Source organism: Anaerolentibacter hominis (assembly GCF_032380675.1).
Lineage (GTDB): Bacteria > Bacillota > Clostridia > Lachnospirales > Lachnospiraceae > Anaerolentibacter > Anaerolentibacter hominis.
Genome location: NZ_JAWDIX010000001.1, coordinates 569439 through 585402 on the forward strand (window position 1 = coordinate 569439; position 15964 = coordinate 585402).

Genomic DNA, 15964 nt, shown 5'->3' on the forward strand with positions numbered 1-15964 from the left:
TTATTCCTTTCAGACACATGTTCAGTTAAAACGTACGGTCCATAAGTCCTGCAACCTTCCTCAAATCCTGGCACAGAGCGTCAAACATGGGAAATGTCAGGGACTGGGGCCCGTCAGAAAGAGCTCTGGAGGGATCGGGATGGGTTTCGATCATCAGGCCGTCCGCCCCTGCGGCAATTGCGCTCATGGCTAGGGGTTTTACATAGTTTCTGACACCCGATGCGTGACTGGGATCAACAATAATAGGAAGATGGCTCTTTTCCTTTATTACAGGGACAGCACTGATATCCAGTGTATTCCTGGTTGCTGTCTCAAATGTACGGATTCCTCTTTCACATAATACCACATTGGGATTGCCTTCCGCCAGAATATATTCTGCCGCGTTGAGCCATTCATCAATGGTTGCGGACAATCCGCGTTTTAGCAGTACCGGCAGCCCGGTTTTCCCTGCCTCTTTTAATAAGTAAAAGTTCTGCATGTTCCTGGCGCCTATCTGGAGCATATCCACATATTGCACAGCTGCCTCGATTGCCTGCAGGCTGGTGACTTCACACACCACGGCGAGGCCGGTGACATCTCTGGCTTCCTTCATCAGTTTCAGCCCCTCTTCTTCCAGGCCCTGAAAGGTATAGGGAGAAGTTCTGGGCTTGTAGGCTCCGCCGCGCAGAATCTGTGCTCCGGATTTCTTGATGGCAATCGCTGTTTCCAGAATCTGATCTTCGTTTTCTACTGCACAGGGGCCGGACATAATAACGATCTCTTTCCCGCCTATTGCGGTGTTACCCACCTTTACCGCGGATGGAGCCGGATGAAACTTCCGGTTGGCCAGTTTATAGGTTTCTGTAACCGGGACAATTTTATCTACCTCGTCGGCCAGCTCCAGATTCTGATTCATGAGTCGGGTTTTGTCTCCGATGACGCCGATAATCGTTACTTCTTTACCGGCGGAAAGATGAACCTCAAGTCCGTTTTCCTCAATGATCCCAACAATTTTTTCTATAGATTTTTGGCTTGCGCCGGGTTTCATTACAACAATCATACTATATTCCATGCAAGGTCCGCCGGTGACATATTTCTGATGCCCCGTATGGACGAATATATGAGCCGAAAGATGAATGGTTTGCATGGCCTCCGTTTTCCAGATTTCTTTCGGTTATTTTCTGCCGTTTGGCTACGCCACATTGTACTACAGGAAAGAAACACTGTCAACACTATGACGAGTTAAAGTGTAACGCTTTAAAGTAAAAATGTAAATAGGAATCTTTTGAATATAATTTTTGAACAGTTTGAGCATTTTGGACAAAATTACCTATTAAAGAGGAAATCATGGGGAAAATTGTATGTTTTGTAATGAGATGCGAAGGCTTTGTGAAAAGTTTTGTCTAAAACGCATAAAAGAGTTGTAATAATCCATGTTTTTTAGTAGAATATATCTATAAGTCTCAGACTTACAAAACGGACAGGAGGAATAAGAATATGCAAGTTTATAGCGGAGAAAAGATTCGTAATGTCGTTATGTTAGGCCACGGTGGCTGTGGCAAGACCACATTGGTTGAAGCCATGGCGTATACAACAGGTATTACGAAGAGACAGGGTAAAGTAGAAGAAGGCAATACCATCAGTGATTATGATAAAGAAGAGATCAAAAGACTGTTTTCCATTAATACAACCGTAGTGCCGATTGAGTACGATGATACGAAGATTAATATTCTGGATACTCCCGGATATTTTGATTTTGTAGGTGAAGTAGAAGAGGCGATGCGTGTGGCCGACGCAGCGGTTATTGTGGTTTCTGCCAAGGCGGGCGTGGAAGTAGGCACGATGAAGGCCTGGGATTATTGCGAGAGATACAATCTTCCCAGAATGTTTTTTGTTACTGATATGGATGTGGATAATGCAAGCTACCGTGAAGTGGTAGAGCGGCTGGAAGAATTATACGGCAAGAAGATTGCGCCGTTCCATATCCCGATTCGTGAAAATGAAAAATTCGTTGGATACGTTAATGTTATAAAGATGAAGGGACGCCGTTTTACCACCATGAGCAATCACGATGACTGCGATATCCCGGATTATGTGGAGAACCATCTTCAGAAGAGCCGTGACTCCCTGCTGGAAGCAGTTGCGGAGACCAGCGAGGACTTAATGGAGAAGTATTTCTCCGGTGAAGAGTTTACATACGAGGAGATTTCTCACGCACTGCGCGCCAGTGTGATTGATAATTCTGTGGTTCCTGTTTTATGCGGTTCCGGCTTATATGCCCAGGGTTCCAATATGCTGCTGGAAGCCATCCAGATTTATTTCCCAAGTCCCAGCAAGCTTCATCTGCCGGGCGTGAATACAAAGACGAATGAAGTTTTTGAAGGCGATTTTGACGAGAGCAAGCCGATGACGGCCAGAGTATTTAAGACGATTGCCGATCCGTTTATCGGTAAATTCTCTCTGGTTCAGGTGTGTTCCGGTATCCTGAAATCGGATTCTGTTATCTATAATGTGGCGAAGAATACAGAAGAGAAATTATCCAGATTGTATGTGCTGCGCGGCAAGGAGCAGATTGAAGTTTCGCAGCTTCGGGCCGGCGATATCGGTGCGATTGGAAAATTGTCCAACACATCCACCGGTGATACCCTGGCGACGAAGGCGGTTCCGGTTGTATATGATCTGCCGGAATATCCTCAGCCATATACCTATCAGCGCTATGTAACCAAGAATAAGGGAGATGCTGATAAAGTATCCCAGGCTCTGGCGAAACTGATGGATGAGGATGTAACACTGAAATCCGTCAACGATAAGGACAACCGTCAGACTCTGCTTTACGGCATGGGCGACCAGCATCTGGAAGTGGTAGTCAGCAAGCTGTTCAACCGCTATAAAGTAGAGGTGGAGATCAAGAAACCGAAAGTAGCTTACAGAGAGACGATCCGCAAGAAAGTTAAAGTACAGGGCAAGTATAAGAAACAGTCCGGCGGCCACGGCCAGTACGGCGATGTTCATATTGAATTCGAACCCTCCGGCGATCTGGAGACACCATATGTATTTGAAGAAAAGGTATTCGGCGGTGCGGTGCCGAGGAATTACTTCCCGGCAGTGGATAAGGGTATTGCCGAGAGCGTCCTGAAGGGACCTCTGGCCGGATATCCGGTTATGGGACTGAAAGCAACTCTGGTGGATGGTTCCTATCACCCGGTTGACTCTTCGGAGATGGCATTTAAGATGGCGACGATCCAGGCGTTCAAACAGGGCTTCATGGAAGCCAGTCCGGTTCTTCTTGAGCCGATTGCTGCATTGAAAGTTGTGGTTCCGGATAGATACACCGGTGATGTTATGGGTGATCTGAACAAACGCCGGGGGAGAGTGCTTGGCATGAACCCGCTTCCGGGCAACAAGCAGGAGATCATCGCTGATATCCCTGTATCAGCTACGTTTGGCTACTCTACGGATCTTCGGTCAATGACCGGCGGTATGGGAGATTTCTCCTATGAATTTGCCCGCTATGAGCAGGCTCCGTCCGATATTCAGCAGAAGGTAGTAGAAGAAGCTGCGAAGAAGGCGGAAGCTAATTCTGAAGAATAAGATGAAATAAGCAGTGATAAAAACAGGAATCTGTCCAAAAGGACGGATTCCTGTTTCGATAGAATGGATTTATGGATGACCGGCATCGGAACCCATCCGGGATTCCAGCTCTTTCTTTGCTGCCAGTACATAGCTGGCCAGAGATTCGATCCGGGCGTCATCCATGCGGCTGATCGGAGCGGATATGCTGAAGGCATAGAGGGCTTCGCCGTGAAAGTCATAGATGGAAGCCGCGATACAGCGGACGCCAATTTCGTTTTCCTCGTTGTCCAGAGCATAGCCGCGGCGGCGTACTTCATTCAGCTCGTCAAGAAGAAGAGGGAGTGAGGTAATCGTGTGCTCCGTCTTCTTTTCAATGTGGCTTTCCGTCCATATGCTTCGGATTTCCGGTTCGGAAAGGGTGGAAAGGATGGCTTTGCCCACTGCGGAACAGTACAGAGGCCGCAGCGATCCTACCTGGGAGGCCATGCGGATAGCGCTTTCCCGCACACAGACAGGCTCTACCTTGTCGATGTAGATGACATTGCTGCCGGAGCGGCGGACCAGATGTACGGTTTCCCTGCACTCACCGGCCAGGCGCTCCAGACGGGGGTGGGCCAGAGAAAGGATATCGGTCCGGGCCAGTACCTTTCTGGACAGTTCCACGACCTTAAAGGTGAGCATGTATTTTCCGGTGCCTGAATCCTGGGTTACATAACCCATATAGATAAGGGAAGCCAGCAGACGGTGTACGGTGCTTTTGTTCAGTGCGAGAAAATCACTCAGCTCCATCAGTCCTGCAGGACCGGTGTCAGCCAGTGTTTCCAGCACATGAAAGATTCGGCCTGCCGATTGAATAGGATTTTTATCCTCCATAAAAACGTCCTCCCTGTCAATACATTTCATAATGTGAAACTGCATGTATTGTAGCATGGATATTTTGGAAAAACAAGGACTTTTGTTCTTGACAATAAAAGGGAGGCCGCCTATAATCAAACTAAGTTAATACCACAATATGAAAATGAGTTTCATATTGCGGAACAACTGGGACGTGCTGTTGCAGATACTCATTTTGCCGAATTACCTCCCGAAAAGATGGGCCGTTTGGGATTGCGGCCGATACACACCGGCTGATGCCGGAGGGATTTAAAAATCTGTGACAGCATATCCGTTTTATGCCGGAAAACAGACCTTTTCAGAGGGGATTTCCGGCTGATTCGTTATGTATATCATCACCTTAGTGTACAAGCGCACTTTGGTGTACAAGCGCACTTGGTGCGCAGAATAAAGGATGAAGAAAAAGAAGGAGATTATTATGGGAAAAGTAGTTACATTTGGAGAGATTATGCTGAGACTGGCTCCGGAAGGCTATTATCGTTTTGTTCAGGCACAGAGTCTGGGAGCAACCTATGGCGGCGGGGAGGCCAACGTGGCGGTATCCCTTGCAAATTACGGAATGGACGTAAAATTTGTGACCAAGCTGCCGAAGCATGAGATCGGTCAGGCGGCTGTGAATTCTCTGCGTCAGTTCGGCGTGGACACCGGCGATATCGTCCGGGGCGGCGACCGGGTAGGTATTTATTTCCTGGAAAAAGGCGCTTCCCAGAGACCGTCAAAGGTTATCTATGACCGGGCTCACTCGTCAATTGCAGAAGCGGATGTGAATGACTTTGACTGGGATAAGATTTTTGACGGCGCAGAGTGGTTCCATTTTACCGGAATTACACCGGCTATCAGCGACAAAGCTGCAGCAGTCTGCCTGGAAGCCTGCAAGGCGGCAAAGGCAAAGGGCGTGACGGTAAGCTGTGATTTAAATTACCGGAAGAATCTCTGGAGCAGGGAAAAAGCAGGGCAGGTTATGGGTGAGCTGTGCAAATATGTGGATGTCTGCATTTCCAATGAAGAGGATGCCAGCGATGTATTCGGCATCAAAGCTGCCAATACGGATATTGCGGGCGGCAAGTTAAACCACGAGGGATACAAGGATGTGGCAAAACAGCTTGCAGACCGGTTTGGATTCTCCAAGGTGGCGATTACCCTGAGAGGCTCTATCTCCGCTAACGATAATAACTGGGCTGCTATGCTCTATGATGGAAATGACTATTACTTCAGTAAAAACTATCTGATTCATATTGTAGACCGTGTGGGCGGCGGCGACAGCTTCGGCGGCGGTTTGATCTATGCGGTGATGAACCAGTTCGCGCCTCAGGATGCGATTGAGTTTGCGGTTGCTGCAAGCTGTCTGAAACATTCTATCGAGGGCGATGTAAACCACGTATCGGTAGATGAAGTATTAAAACTTGCCGGCGGCGATGGCTCCGGACGTGTACAGAGATAATAAAAGGATACCGGATGGTAGAAGCCGGTCTGGAAGGAGTTGCTGCAAATCGTTTGTTTGCCGCAGCTCCTTCTCATACGGATTAAAATAGTGAAGGGGAAGGTATCGGGAAGATGAAGAAGGTAAACGAAACAGTGGAAAAGGTATACGGGAATTACCCGGAGAAAATTCTGCAATTTGGAGAAGGGAATTTCCTGCGGGCTTTCGCGGACTGGATGATTGACAATGCCAACGAGGCGGGGGACTATCAGGGCAGTGTTGTGCTGTGCCAGCCGATTGCCCAGGGTATGGGCGAAGTTATCAACAGCCAGGATGGAGTTTACACGCTGGTGATGAGAGGGATTGAGGATGGAGAGCCGGTTGAGAAGACGAAGAAGATCACATCGGTGTCCAGGTGCATCAATCCCTATGAAAACTATGAGGCGCTGATGGAATTGGCCAGAAGCGCAGATCTTGAGGTGGTTATCTCCAACACCACGGAGGCGGGGATTGCCTACAGGGAAGGAGATAAGCTTGACGATGCTCCGCCGGCTTCTTTCCCGGCCAAGGTGACTGCTTTTCTTTATGAAAGATACAAAGCTTTTAACGGAGACCCTGCACGGGGGCTGCTCTTCCTCCCGGTAGAGCTGATTGACCACAACGGCGAGAACTTAAAAAGGATCGTATTGCAATATGCGGCGGAATGGGATCTGGGACCGGAGTTCATCCGCTGGGTGGATGAGGATAATCACTTTACCAGCACTCTGGTAGACCGGATCGTGACCGGATATCCCAGGGATGAGGCAGAAGCCTTTGCACAGAAGCTTGGCTATGAAGATAATGTAATTGTGACCAGCGAACTTTTTAACCTGTGGGTGATCCAGGGTAAAAAAGAATGGTCTGATATTCTGCCGATCCATAAGCACGGAGGCAACGTGATCTGGACGGAGGATGTGACGCCTTATAGAACCAGAAAGGTCCGCATATTAAACGGCGGCCACACCGGTACGGTTCTGGCGGCCTACCTCTCCGGCCATAATATTGTTCTGGATCTTATGAACGATAATTTGTTCAAAACTTATCTGGATAAGATGCTGTTTCAGGAGATTATTCCTACGCTTGACCTGCCGAAGGAAGAACTGGAAGAATTTGCAGGAGCGGTGGGAGCGCGGTTTGCTAACCCGTATATTAAGCACAATCTTCTGGATATCTCTTTGAATTCCTGTTCGAAATTTAATGCCAGATGTCTTCCATCCCTGCTGGCCTATGTGGAGCGGATGGGAAAACTGCCGAAGCTTCTCACCTTCTCGCTGGCTGCCTTCATCAAGTTCTATCAGGGCAGGATGGAGGACGGCGTCTATATGGGCTGCCGGGCGGACGGCACCAAATATCAGATCCGGGATGATGCGGAAGTTCTGGACTTTTTCTCAAAGGTCTGGGAGATCGGAACCCCGGTTACCATCGCAGCAGCGGTGCTCTCCAATGAGAGCTTCTGGAGCGGCAGGGATTTAACAGAGGTGGAAGGACTTGCAGATGCGGTGGCCGGGTATTTGTCTATGATGGAAACCAGCAATATTGCGGATGTAATTCAGGACATTCTGTAGAGGATAACCGGGCGGTGTGCAAATGCCGCCGGCGGAGAAAGGTTCGGGAAAATGGAAAAAAAGAAGCTGATACAGATTATGCCTGAGGACAGTGTGGCCGTAGCCCTGGAAGATTTTCCGGCAGGGGAGGTTCTGGAACTGAACGGTGAGACTGTCACTCTGACAGATCCGCTGCCCTTTGGCCACAAGGTGGCATTAAAGGATCTGCAGGAAGGGGATAACATAATTAAATATGGGCATCCCATCGGGCATGCGCTGTGTGATATAAAAAAGGGAAATCATATTCATACACATAATTTGAAGACCAATCTGGAAGGCGTGCTAAATTACAGCTATGGCGGCGGATTCAAAAGAGAGAGCGGCCAGCCGGCAGGGGCAAAATTTGACGGGTACGTAAGACCGGACGGAAGAGTAGGTATACGCAATGAGCTGTGGATCATTCCTACGGTGGGCTGCGTGAATACCACGGCCAAGATTCTGGAAAAACAGGCGGGGGAGGCCCTGGGGGACAAAGTGGACGGGGTCTGTGCTTATACGCACCCTTACGGCTGCAGCCAGATGGGAGACGACCTGACAACGACCAGAATTCTGTTAAAGGGGTTGATTGAAAATCCCAACGCGGGCGGGGTATTAATTTTAAGCCTTGGCTGTGAAAATAACAACCTGGAAACCTTTCTCCCGTTCCTTGGAGATTACGATAAAAACCGGGTTAAATTCCTGGTCACGCAGGAAGCGGAAAATGAGTATGAGGAGGGAATGGAGCTTCTCCGTTCCCTGGCTGACTATGCAGCCGGGTTTCACCGGGAACCGGTGGACGCATCTAAACTGGTGATTGGGTTTAAATGCGGCGGCTCCGACGCCTTTTCGGGCATTACCGCCAACGCCCTCTGCGGCAGGATCAATGACAAGCTGACGGCCTACGGGGGGACGACAATCCTTACCGAGGTGCCGGAGATGTTCGGAGCGGAAACGATTTTAATGGACCGGGCGGTGGACAAGGAAGTATTTGAGAAGGAAGTCGGGCTGATCAATAACTTTAAGCAGTATTTTATGGACCACCATCAGACGATCTATGAAAATCCGTCTCCGGGGAATAAAAAAGGCGGTATCAGTACCCTGGAAGAAAAGTCTCTTGGCTGTATCCAGAAGGGAGGGAAAGCCCCTGTGGTGGATGTGCTTGCCCTTGGGGAGCAGGCGGTAAAGAACGGCCTGAATCTCCTTACGGGACCGGGCAACGACCTGGTTTCCTGCACAAATCTGGCAGCCAGCGGCGCGCAGATCATCCTCTTTACAACAGGCCGGGGCAACCCTTACGGGGGAGCGGTTCCTACGGTAAAGATCTCTTCCAACAGCAGGCTGTATGAGAGAAAGAAACACTGGATTGACTACAATGCAGGAGTGATTCTGGAGGGAAAAGACTTTGAGGAAGCGGCGGATGAATTGTTTGAATATCTGTTAAAGCTGGCCTCGGGCAAGGTGCACACCCGCAATGAAGAGTATGGTTATAAAGAAATTGCGCTGTTTAAGAACGGTGTTACACTATAGAAGGAGGACGTAACGATGAAGGAATTTATGGGCAAAGATTTTCTGCTGTCCAATCCGACGGCTGTTAAGCTGTATGAAGATTATGCAAAGGATATGCCGATCTATGATTACCACTGCCATTTAAGCCCGAAGGAAATCTGGGAGAATAAGCAGTTTGCCTCGATCACGGAAGTGTGGCTGGGAGGCGACCATTATAAGTGGCGTCAGATGAGGACCATGGGCATTGATGAAAAATATATTACCGGAGATGCTTCGGACTATGAGAAGTTTTTGAAATGGGCGGAGACGATGCCATATCTGCTGGGCAATCCGCTCTATCATTGGACTCATCTGGAGCTGGCAAGGTTTTTCGGAATCACGAAACCCCTGAGCCCGGAGACGGCGGATGAAATATGGGAAAAAACCAATGCCGCCCTGGCGACGGAGGAGTTTAGGGCCAGAGGGTTGATTGAGCGCTCTAATGTATATGCGGTCTGTACTACGGACGATCCTGCGGATACGCTGGAATATCACCAGAAGATCCGGCAGGAAGGGAAGATGAAGACTAAGGTTGTGCCCGCCATGCGGCCGGACAAGGCTCTCCAGCCGGAAAACGGAGCATTTGGGGAATATGTAACGAACCTTGCCGCAACTGCACAGATGGAGATTGATACATACCAGGATTTTAAAGATGCGCTGAAGAAGCGGATTGCGTTTTTCAATGAGATGGGCTGCGGAGCCTGCGATCATGCCTTTAACTATATCCCTTATGAGGAGGGCAGCGAGAGCGAGGCGGAAGCTGTGTTCCAGAAGGGCAGAAAGGGAGAGGCGCTGAGTGTACGGGAGCAGGATTTATATAAGACGAATCTTATGCTGTTCCTGGCCGCGGAGTATAAGAAATACGACTGGGCTATGGAAATCCATGTGGCTGCCCTGCGGAACAACAACAGCCGGATGTTTGAAAAGCTGGGACCGGATACGGGATTTGATTCCATTAATGATTATAACTATGCGCCGGCTCTGTCAAAGCTGCTGGATGCTATGGATAAAAATGGAGAGCTGCCCAAGACGATCCTGTTCAGCTTAAATCCCAGAGATAACTATATGATTGCCACCATGCTGGGAAATTTTCAGGGGGATGGTATTCCCGGAAAGATGCAGATGGGAAGCGCCTGGTGGTTCCTGGATCACAAATACGGCATGGAGGAGCAGATGCGCACCGTGATGACGGACAGTATGCTTTCTAAATTTACCGGTATGGTGACGGATTCCAGAAGCTTTCTGTCTTACCCGAGACATGAATACTTCCGGAGGATTCTCTGCAACCTGATCGGTGAGCTGGTTGAAAACGGGGAGTATCCGGCGGATATGGACACCCTGGGCAAAATTGTTCAGGACATCTGCTTTCATAATGCAAAGAACTTTATTCCGGTGAAATAGCAAGAAAAAAGTTGCTGCAGCCAACAGGCTGCAGCAACTTTTTTATTACACAAGGAAGTTCTCCAAACTTTCCTCGTATGTAATAAAAATATTCTATGCACACTCGCGTAAGAGGAGAACGTCAGCGAAGCTGACTACGCTCGGCGCGCAAAGCGTACAAGCCCCTCAAAGATTGAAGGGTTAGGGGAGCCACTATGGGCTTGCCCACTTTGTTCTGTAGTAAATCAGATCTCGGAAGGTAAAATCAAAGTGCCTTCTTTTTCGCGCTTCCTTGCTTCCTCCAGAATTGTTTCTGTACTCCTGGTTCCAATGCGGATGGTACCCGTTGCCAATACAGCAAGAGCGGCGTCCAGTGTGCGGACTCCGCCGGCCGCCTTTACATTTACCTTCGGGCTGCAGGAGGAACGCATTGTCTTCAGATCTTCTATTTTGGCGCCGCCTGGAGCGTAACCGGTGGATGTCTTTACAAAATCCACACCGGCCCGCTCTGCAATTTCGCAGGCCTTTACAATTTGCTCTGCAGTCAGATAGTAATTTTCAAAGATTACCTTTAAATGGACATTTCTTTCATGAGCCGCCTCACAGAGCAGCTTTAATTCATTTTCCACGTAATCATATTCCCCGGATAAAAAGCGGGCGACGTTCATGACCACATCTACTTCTACGGCGCCTTTTGCGATGGCGTCCTCCACCTCAAAAAGTTTTGATTCTGTGGTTGCGGTACCATGCGGGAAAGCAATCACCGTGGTAACTAAAACACCGGAATCCTCCAGTACCCGGCAGGCGACCGGAAGATCGGACGGCCTTACGCAGACGGAAATACATTCATACGCTTTCGCCAGTTCGCATCCTTCGATCAGCTCCTGGACCGTGATATCCGGGCGGAGAAGAGAGTGGTCAATTGTCTGGGCCACCTCCCTGGCCGTGATACGTTCGCCTGGTTTAAAACATCGTATCGTGCTCATAATAACCTCCATTCTGGAGCAAATGCTCCCATATCAACGAAGTACCGGAAGGCAGCACAAGCAGCTATGCCATGAACAGCCGAATCCCCATTTCCTTTATCCGTTCCTGCCATTCCTCCGGCAGAGCGCTGTCTGTAATGACAGTATCAAAATCCTTGAGTACGGCAAAATAAGATGATTTTACCGTCCCAAACTTGGAAGAGTCGGCCAGAAGTATCTTCTCCATACCAGAGGCCAGAACTGCCTGCTTTGTAGGGACTTCATAATTGTTGGCGCATGTGATTCCCAGCTCTTCATGTACGCCTGCCGCGGAAATAAATATCTTCGTGGCCCGCAGAGAGCGGAGAAAGGCTATCCCCTCAGGATTCTCAAACATCTGGGTATTTGGATGATAATATCCTCCGGCAAAGGCCAGTGTGATATTCGGCATCGAAGCAACACTGTTGAGAATGTTCAGATTGTAGCAGATCACGGTTGCTTTCAGATTATAATTCAGGGCAGCGGCCAGCTTTTCGGTAGTGGTACCGGTGTCTATTACGATGACTTCATCTTCTTCAATCAGTGAAGCCGCCAGCCTCCCTATTCGTTCTTTTTCCTCATTCATGGAAATCTGCGCATGTGTCAAACTGTAGTCGCTGTCTGAACTGTTTGTATAACCAGGATTAAAAAATGCGGCCCCATGTACCGTATTGATTGCATTCTCTTCCGTGAGCAGTTTTAAATCCCTGCGGATTGTCATCTCTGATACATTCATCTCTTCAGCCAGTTCCCGTACGGTGCTGCCGCCTTTATCTTTGATAATCTCCAAAATCCGGTTAATTCGATTATAGCGTTTGTTCATCTTTCTTTCATATGACTTTGCGCATACAAGCCATATCTCTCCTTCCCTGGTGCGTATCATAAGTTTGAATAGTTCGTTTGACTGAGGACTGCCCGTATCTGTCCATATATGCTGTTACCAAGCCGCGTTATCAGAGGCAAAACAGAACTATTACTATCAATATACCCATAGGATAAAACTTTTCAAAGAGCTTGTCAAATTAAGAACTGTTAGTATTATAACACTTTTATGTTAAAAATTGCAATATTATGTTTGAGTATGTTATTATAACAAATTATTATGGCAAAATCATTAATAATATAACATAAAAGTGTTGCAAACATGAGAAAAATGTTATAATATAATAAAAAATAGGTGTGAATACAACAAAAAGTTACAAAAAAGCATGAATTCCGGATGCAATAGCTTGCTTGATAACAATAAATGTTACAAATAATAGAGCATTTCAGATGGAATGAAAGGGAGAGAGGATTAGAATGTTACGATTTTTTGGATATGGCAGTGCCTTTAATACGAAATTAGGCTGCAACAGTGCGTTTTTTCAAATTGGAACAGATGTAATTGTGTTTGACCAGGGCGGAGATGTGCTGCCAAAGATGCTGGAAAAAAACATTTTCGAGGGTATGACACAGGTCCACTTCTTTATTACTCACATGCACGGAGATCATGTGGGCGGGCTGGCCAATGCGGTTCTCTGTCTTTACAGTACGGTCTACCGGCATAAGCCAGATAAGATTTGGGTACATTTCCCCAACCCCAAGCTCCAGGATTTTATTGAAATGCAGGGAGTTACACGTGACAAATATACATTCTGCACCGACGTCGAGGGGGAAGTCCAATTAGATGATCCAAAAGAGAAACTCTTCTATTCCTTTGAACGGACGCAGCATGAACCCATATTCGGAGAAGATATGTATGGATTTGATATGGAGGCGCCGGGAAAATTTCACTTGTTCTACAGCGGAGATTCCAGCCGCATCAATCCAAAACTTATGGACATAGACAAGTATACCCATGTTTATCATGAGGTGAGTATGAATCCCAAGGCAGTTGTTCATACCCAGTTTGAGAAGCTGGTGGAATTTACAAAAGAGTTTACACCAGAACAGAGGAAAAAGGTTCATCTGATGCATCTGGAAGATATCTTCGACTATGAAAAGGCCAGAAATGCAGGTTTTTCCATCGTATGCGATGATTAATAATAGCTAAAAGAAGGGCGGTGACGTAACATGCAGGCGGGTACGGAGAATGACTATAAGCTGCAGCTTTCCCATATTACTAAGGTTTTCCCGGGAGTTAAGGCACTGGACGACGTGACAATCAATGTGCGCCGGGGCAAGGTTCACTCGATCGTGGGGGAAAATGGAGCCGGGAAATCTACAATGATGAAGATTCTTGACGGCATCTACCATGCCGACGGCGGGGAGGTCCTGATTGACGGCAAAGAAGTGGAAATCCGGAATCCTAAAATGGCGGCAAGTCTTGGGATCGCGATGATTCATCAGGAGCTGGCATTTTGTCCCAATATGACGATAGAGGAAAATTTTGTACTGAACAAACAGCCGCTGATAAAGGGAACCCGTTTTATCGACTGGAAGAGAGTGACCAGGGAAACGAAAGCTATCCTGGAGGAGGAAGGAATTCCGTATTCTCCCAAAACTCTGTTAAAGGATATTTCCATTTCCGACATACAGCTGCTGGAAATCATCAAGGCTACTTCCGCCAACGCGCAGATCATTATAATGGATGAGCCCACCTCCTCCCTGACCCAGCATGAGACGGCAAGATTATTTGACAAGATAAGGGCTCTGAGGGAAAAAGGCTACACCATCCTGTACATATCTCATAAAATGGACGAGATATTTGAACTGAGTGACGATATCACCGTAATGCGGGATGGACGAAGTGTGAAGACAATGCGGGCCGACGAAGTGACCAGGGATGAATTAATCTCTCTCATGGTGGGCAGAACCATTTCCGATGTGTATCCGACGAGAGAATCCAAGATCGGAGATATTTACTTCGAGGCGAAAAACTTAAGCTGCGGAAAGCTTTATCAGGATATCAGCTTCAATGTGCGCCAGGGCGAAATTGTCGGACTGGCAGGGCTGGTGGGGGCAGGCAGAACCGAGATCGTGAGAGCAATCTCCGGCCTGGACCCATGTGACAGCGGAGAAGTCTATATAAATGGAAGCAAAATTGATTTCAGCTCGGTGTCCAGAGCGATTGACAACGGCATCATGATGGTGACAGAGGACCGAAGAAAATATGGATTTGCGCCGCTTGCCTCGATCAAGGACAACATAGTGGTGGCGTCCCTGAAACGCTGTTCCCGCTGGGGCTTTGTACAGGATAAGAAAATGGATCAGGAGGTCGTGTACTACTTTGACCGTATGCGCATCAAGGCGCCGGGCATGGATACACAGCTTTATGCCTTAAGCGGAGGCAATCAGCAGAAGGTTGTTTTTGCCAAGTGGCTGATGGCCGGACCCAGGCTGCTGATTCTGGATGAGCCTACGAGGGGAATCGACATCGGTGCGAAATATGAAATCTATAAGATTATGAACGAGCTGATAGAAGAAGGAATTTCAATTATAATGATTTCTTCGGAATTACCGGAACTGCTTGGGATGTGCGACCGGATCTATGTGGTCTGCGAGGGGCGTATCCAGGGCGAGGTGGCGAGAGACGAATTTAATCAGGAAGTTATTATGAACTATGCGACGGGAGGAGAATAAGAATGGGAAAGAAGAATGAGGGCAGTGCCGGGTCTCGGCTGAAAGCACTTGCCGGACAGAATGGCATTATCGTTGTATTTTTACTGCTGCTTGTAATCTGTTCCTTTGTGAGTAATAAGTTCTTTACCAGCAGCAATCTGTTAAATATCGGCCGTCAGACGGTAGCAATCGCCCTGATTGCTTTTGCAGAAGGCATTCTTCTGATTAACGGCAGGACCGATCTTTCTGCCGGCTCTACCATGTGCCTGGCAGGGCTGGTAGGCTTAAATGTATGCGTGGCAACCAATAGTATTGTACTGGGGCTGCTTGCATCCATCGTAGTGTCCATGGCAGTCAGCTTATTCTCCAGTATCTTTGTCGCCTATCTGGGTCTGCATCATTATATTGTTACACTGGCTATGCAGATGGCGATCCGGGGTATCTGCTTTATCTACACCGGAGGCCTTATTATTACTTTGACAGGTGACAAATTCAATATTCTGGGACAGGCTCATATATTTGGCATTCCGATTTCTATTCTGATCATGCTGGCGGTGTTTGTATGCTTCTGGATTCTGCTGGCAAAGACCAGACTGGGCCGCAGCTTCTATGCAATGGGCGGCAACAAGGAAGCGGCAAGGGCAGCAGGAATAAACGTAGAGAAAAATACAGTTGTAGCCTATCTGATATCCGGAATCTTTATTGGTTTCGCCGGCTTCTTATTTGCTTCCAGATTAAATTCCGGAGCTCCCGGTGCCGGCGTGGGATTTGAAGGTCAGGGAATTGCGTCGGCGGTTGTAGGAGGTATCTCCTTCGGCGGCGGCGTAGGAAAAGCATCCGGGGCCCTGATTGGCGCATTTATTATGGGCGTAATCAGCAACATCCTGAATCTGAAGGCGGTTGACTCCTATGTACAGCAGGTAATCAATGCAGGCCTTATTCTATTTGCGGTTACGATTGACGTGGTCTCCAAGAGAAAGAAACTTGGAAGATAAATTTGTACATAA

At 48.0% G+C, this 15964-nt stretch carries 12 protein-coding genes; 8 read left to right on the forward strand and 4 right to left on the reverse strand.

Translation table 11 applies throughout. The features are described from left to right. Positions 1-25: 25 nt before the first annotated feature. A complete protein-coding gene (aroF, locus tag ABCW47_RS02500; RefSeq protein ID WP_343209572.1) occupies positions 26-1039 on the reverse strand; it encodes a 3-deoxy-7-phosphoheptulonate synthase in 1014 nt (337 codons plus the stop codon). 437 nt (positions 1040-1476) lie between these two features. Between aroF and ABCW47_RS02505 the strand changes: the two genes are divergently transcribed. Continuing rightward, positions 1477-3570: an elongation factor G gene (locus ABCW47_RS02505; protein WP_343208289.1), complete on the forward strand. Its 2094-nt coding sequence runs from the start codon at positions 1477-1479 to the stop codon at positions 3568-3570. Positions 3571-3639: 69 nt separating this feature from the next. On the opposite strand, the gene ABCW47_RS02510 is transcribed toward ABCW47_RS02505, so the two are convergent. Next, a complete protein-coding gene (locus tag ABCW47_RS02510) occupies positions 3640-4425 on the reverse strand; it encodes an IclR family transcriptional regulator (protein ID WP_343208290.1) in 786 nt (261 codons plus the stop codon). 436 nt (positions 4426-4861) lie between these two features. Between ABCW47_RS02510 and ABCW47_RS02515 the strand changes: the two genes are divergently transcribed. The 4 genes from ABCW47_RS02515 to uxaC all read left to right on the forward strand — a co-directional run bounded on the left by ABCW47_RS02515 (position 4862) and on the right by uxaC (position 10434). Continuing rightward, positions 4862-5887 carry a PfkB family carbohydrate kinase gene (locus ABCW47_RS02515; RefSeq protein WP_343209573.1) on the forward strand — a complete coding sequence of 342 codons (1026 nt, stop codon included), beginning with the start codon at positions 4862-4864 and terminating at the stop codon, positions 5885-5887. Positions 5888-6000: 113 nt separating this feature from the next. Further along, a complete protein-coding gene (locus ABCW47_RS02520) occupies positions 6001-7470 on the forward strand; it encodes a tagaturonate reductase (protein WP_343208291.1) in 1470 nt (489 codons plus the stop codon). A gap of 51 nt (positions 7471-7521) precedes the next feature. Beyond that, positions 7522-9015, forward strand: a complete 1494-nt coding sequence (locus ABCW47_RS02525; protein WP_343208292.1) for a UxaA family hydrolase — start codon at positions 7522-7524, stop codon at positions 9013-9015. A gap of 15 nt (positions 9016-9030) precedes the next feature. Then, on the forward strand, positions 9031-10434 hold the full coding sequence (gene uxaC / locus ABCW47_RS02530) for a glucuronate isomerase (RefSeq protein ID WP_343208293.1): 1404 nt from the start codon (positions 9031-9033) through the stop codon (positions 10432-10434). Between the two features lie 224 nt (positions 10435-10658). Here uxaC and deoC read toward each other — a convergent pair whose 3' ends face one another. Together deoC and ABCW47_RS02540 are read right to left on the reverse strand one after the other, a co-directional pair. Further along, the gene (gene deoC, locus ABCW47_RS02535; RefSeq protein ID WP_343208294.1) at positions 10659-11399 is read right to left on the reverse strand and encodes a deoxyribose-phosphate aldolase; all 741 of its coding nucleotides are present in this window, start codon (positions 11397-11399) and stop codon (positions 10659-10661) included. A gap of 64 nt (positions 11400-11463) precedes the next feature. Next, complete coding sequence (locus ABCW47_RS02540) at positions 11464-12240, reverse strand: DeoR/GlpR family DNA-binding transcription regulator (RefSeq protein ID WP_343208295.1); 777 nt, start codon at positions 12238-12240, stop codon at positions 11464-11466. Positions 12241-12716: 476 nt separating this feature from the next. Between ABCW47_RS02540 and ABCW47_RS02545 the strand changes: the two genes are divergently transcribed. The 3 genes from ABCW47_RS02545 to ABCW47_RS02555 are packed head-to-tail and all read left to right on the forward strand — an operon-like array spanning position 12717 to position 15952. Continuing rightward, the gene (locus tag ABCW47_RS02545; RefSeq protein ID WP_343208296.1) at positions 12717-13439 is read left to right on the forward strand and encodes an MBL fold metallo-hydrolase; all 723 of its coding nucleotides are present in this window, start codon (positions 12717-12719) and stop codon (positions 13437-13439) included. A gap of 30 nt (positions 13440-13469) precedes the next feature. Continuing rightward, positions 13470-14978, forward strand: a complete 1509-nt coding sequence (locus ABCW47_RS02550) for a sugar ABC transporter ATP-binding protein (protein WP_343208297.1) — start codon at positions 13470-13472, stop codon at positions 14976-14978. Positions 14979-14980: 2 nt separating this feature from the next. Then, positions 14981-15952 (forward strand): ABC transporter permease, encoded by a 972-nt coding sequence (locus ABCW47_RS02555; protein ID WP_343208298.1) that lies wholly within the window; start codon positions 14981-14983, stop codon positions 15950-15952. Positions 15953-15964: the final 12 nt, after the last annotated feature.

Excerpts from the sequence above, each read along its gene's own strand:
- aroF (WP_343209572.1), bottom strand. The coding sequence starts at position 1,039 with ATGATTGTTGTAATGAAACCCGGCGCAAGCCAAAAATCTATAGAAAAA.
- uxaC (WP_343208293.1), top strand. The coding sequence starts at position 9,031 with ATGAAGGAATTTATGGGCAAAGATTTTCTGCTGTCCAATCCGACGGCT.
- ABCW47_RS02545 (WP_343208296.1), top strand. The coding sequence starts at position 12,717 with ATGTTACGATTTTTTGGATATGGCAGTGCCTTTAATACGAAATTAGGC.
- deoC (WP_343208294.1), bottom strand. The coding sequence starts at position 11,399 with ATGAGCACGATACGATGTTTTAAACCAGGCGAACGTATCACGGCCAGG.
- ABCW47_RS02550 (WP_343208297.1), top strand. The coding sequence starts at position 13,470 with ATGCAGGCGGGTACGGAGAATGACTATAAGCTGCAGCTTTCCCATATT.
- ABCW47_RS02555 (WP_343208298.1), top strand. The coding sequence starts at position 14,981 with ATGGGAAAGAAGAATGAGGGCAGTGCCGGGTCTCGGCTGAAAGCACTT.
- ABCW47_RS02540 (WP_343208295.1), bottom strand. The coding sequence starts at position 12,240 with ATGAACAAACGCTATAATCGAATTAACCGGATTTTGGAGATTATCAAA.
- ABCW47_RS02510 (WP_343208290.1), bottom strand. The coding sequence starts at position 4,425 with ATGGAGGATAAAAATCCTATTCAATCGGCAGGCCGAATCTTTCATGTG.
- ABCW47_RS02525 (WP_343208292.1), top strand. The coding sequence starts at position 7,522 with ATGGAAAAAAAGAAGCTGATACAGATTATGCCTGAGGACAGTGTGGCC.
- ABCW47_RS02505 (WP_343208289.1), top strand. The coding sequence starts at position 1,477 with ATGCAAGTTTATAGCGGAGAAAAGATTCGTAATGTCGTTATGTTAGGC.
- ABCW47_RS02520 (WP_343208291.1), top strand. The coding sequence starts at position 6,001 with ATGAAGAAGGTAAACGAAACAGTGGAAAAGGTATACGGGAATTACCCG.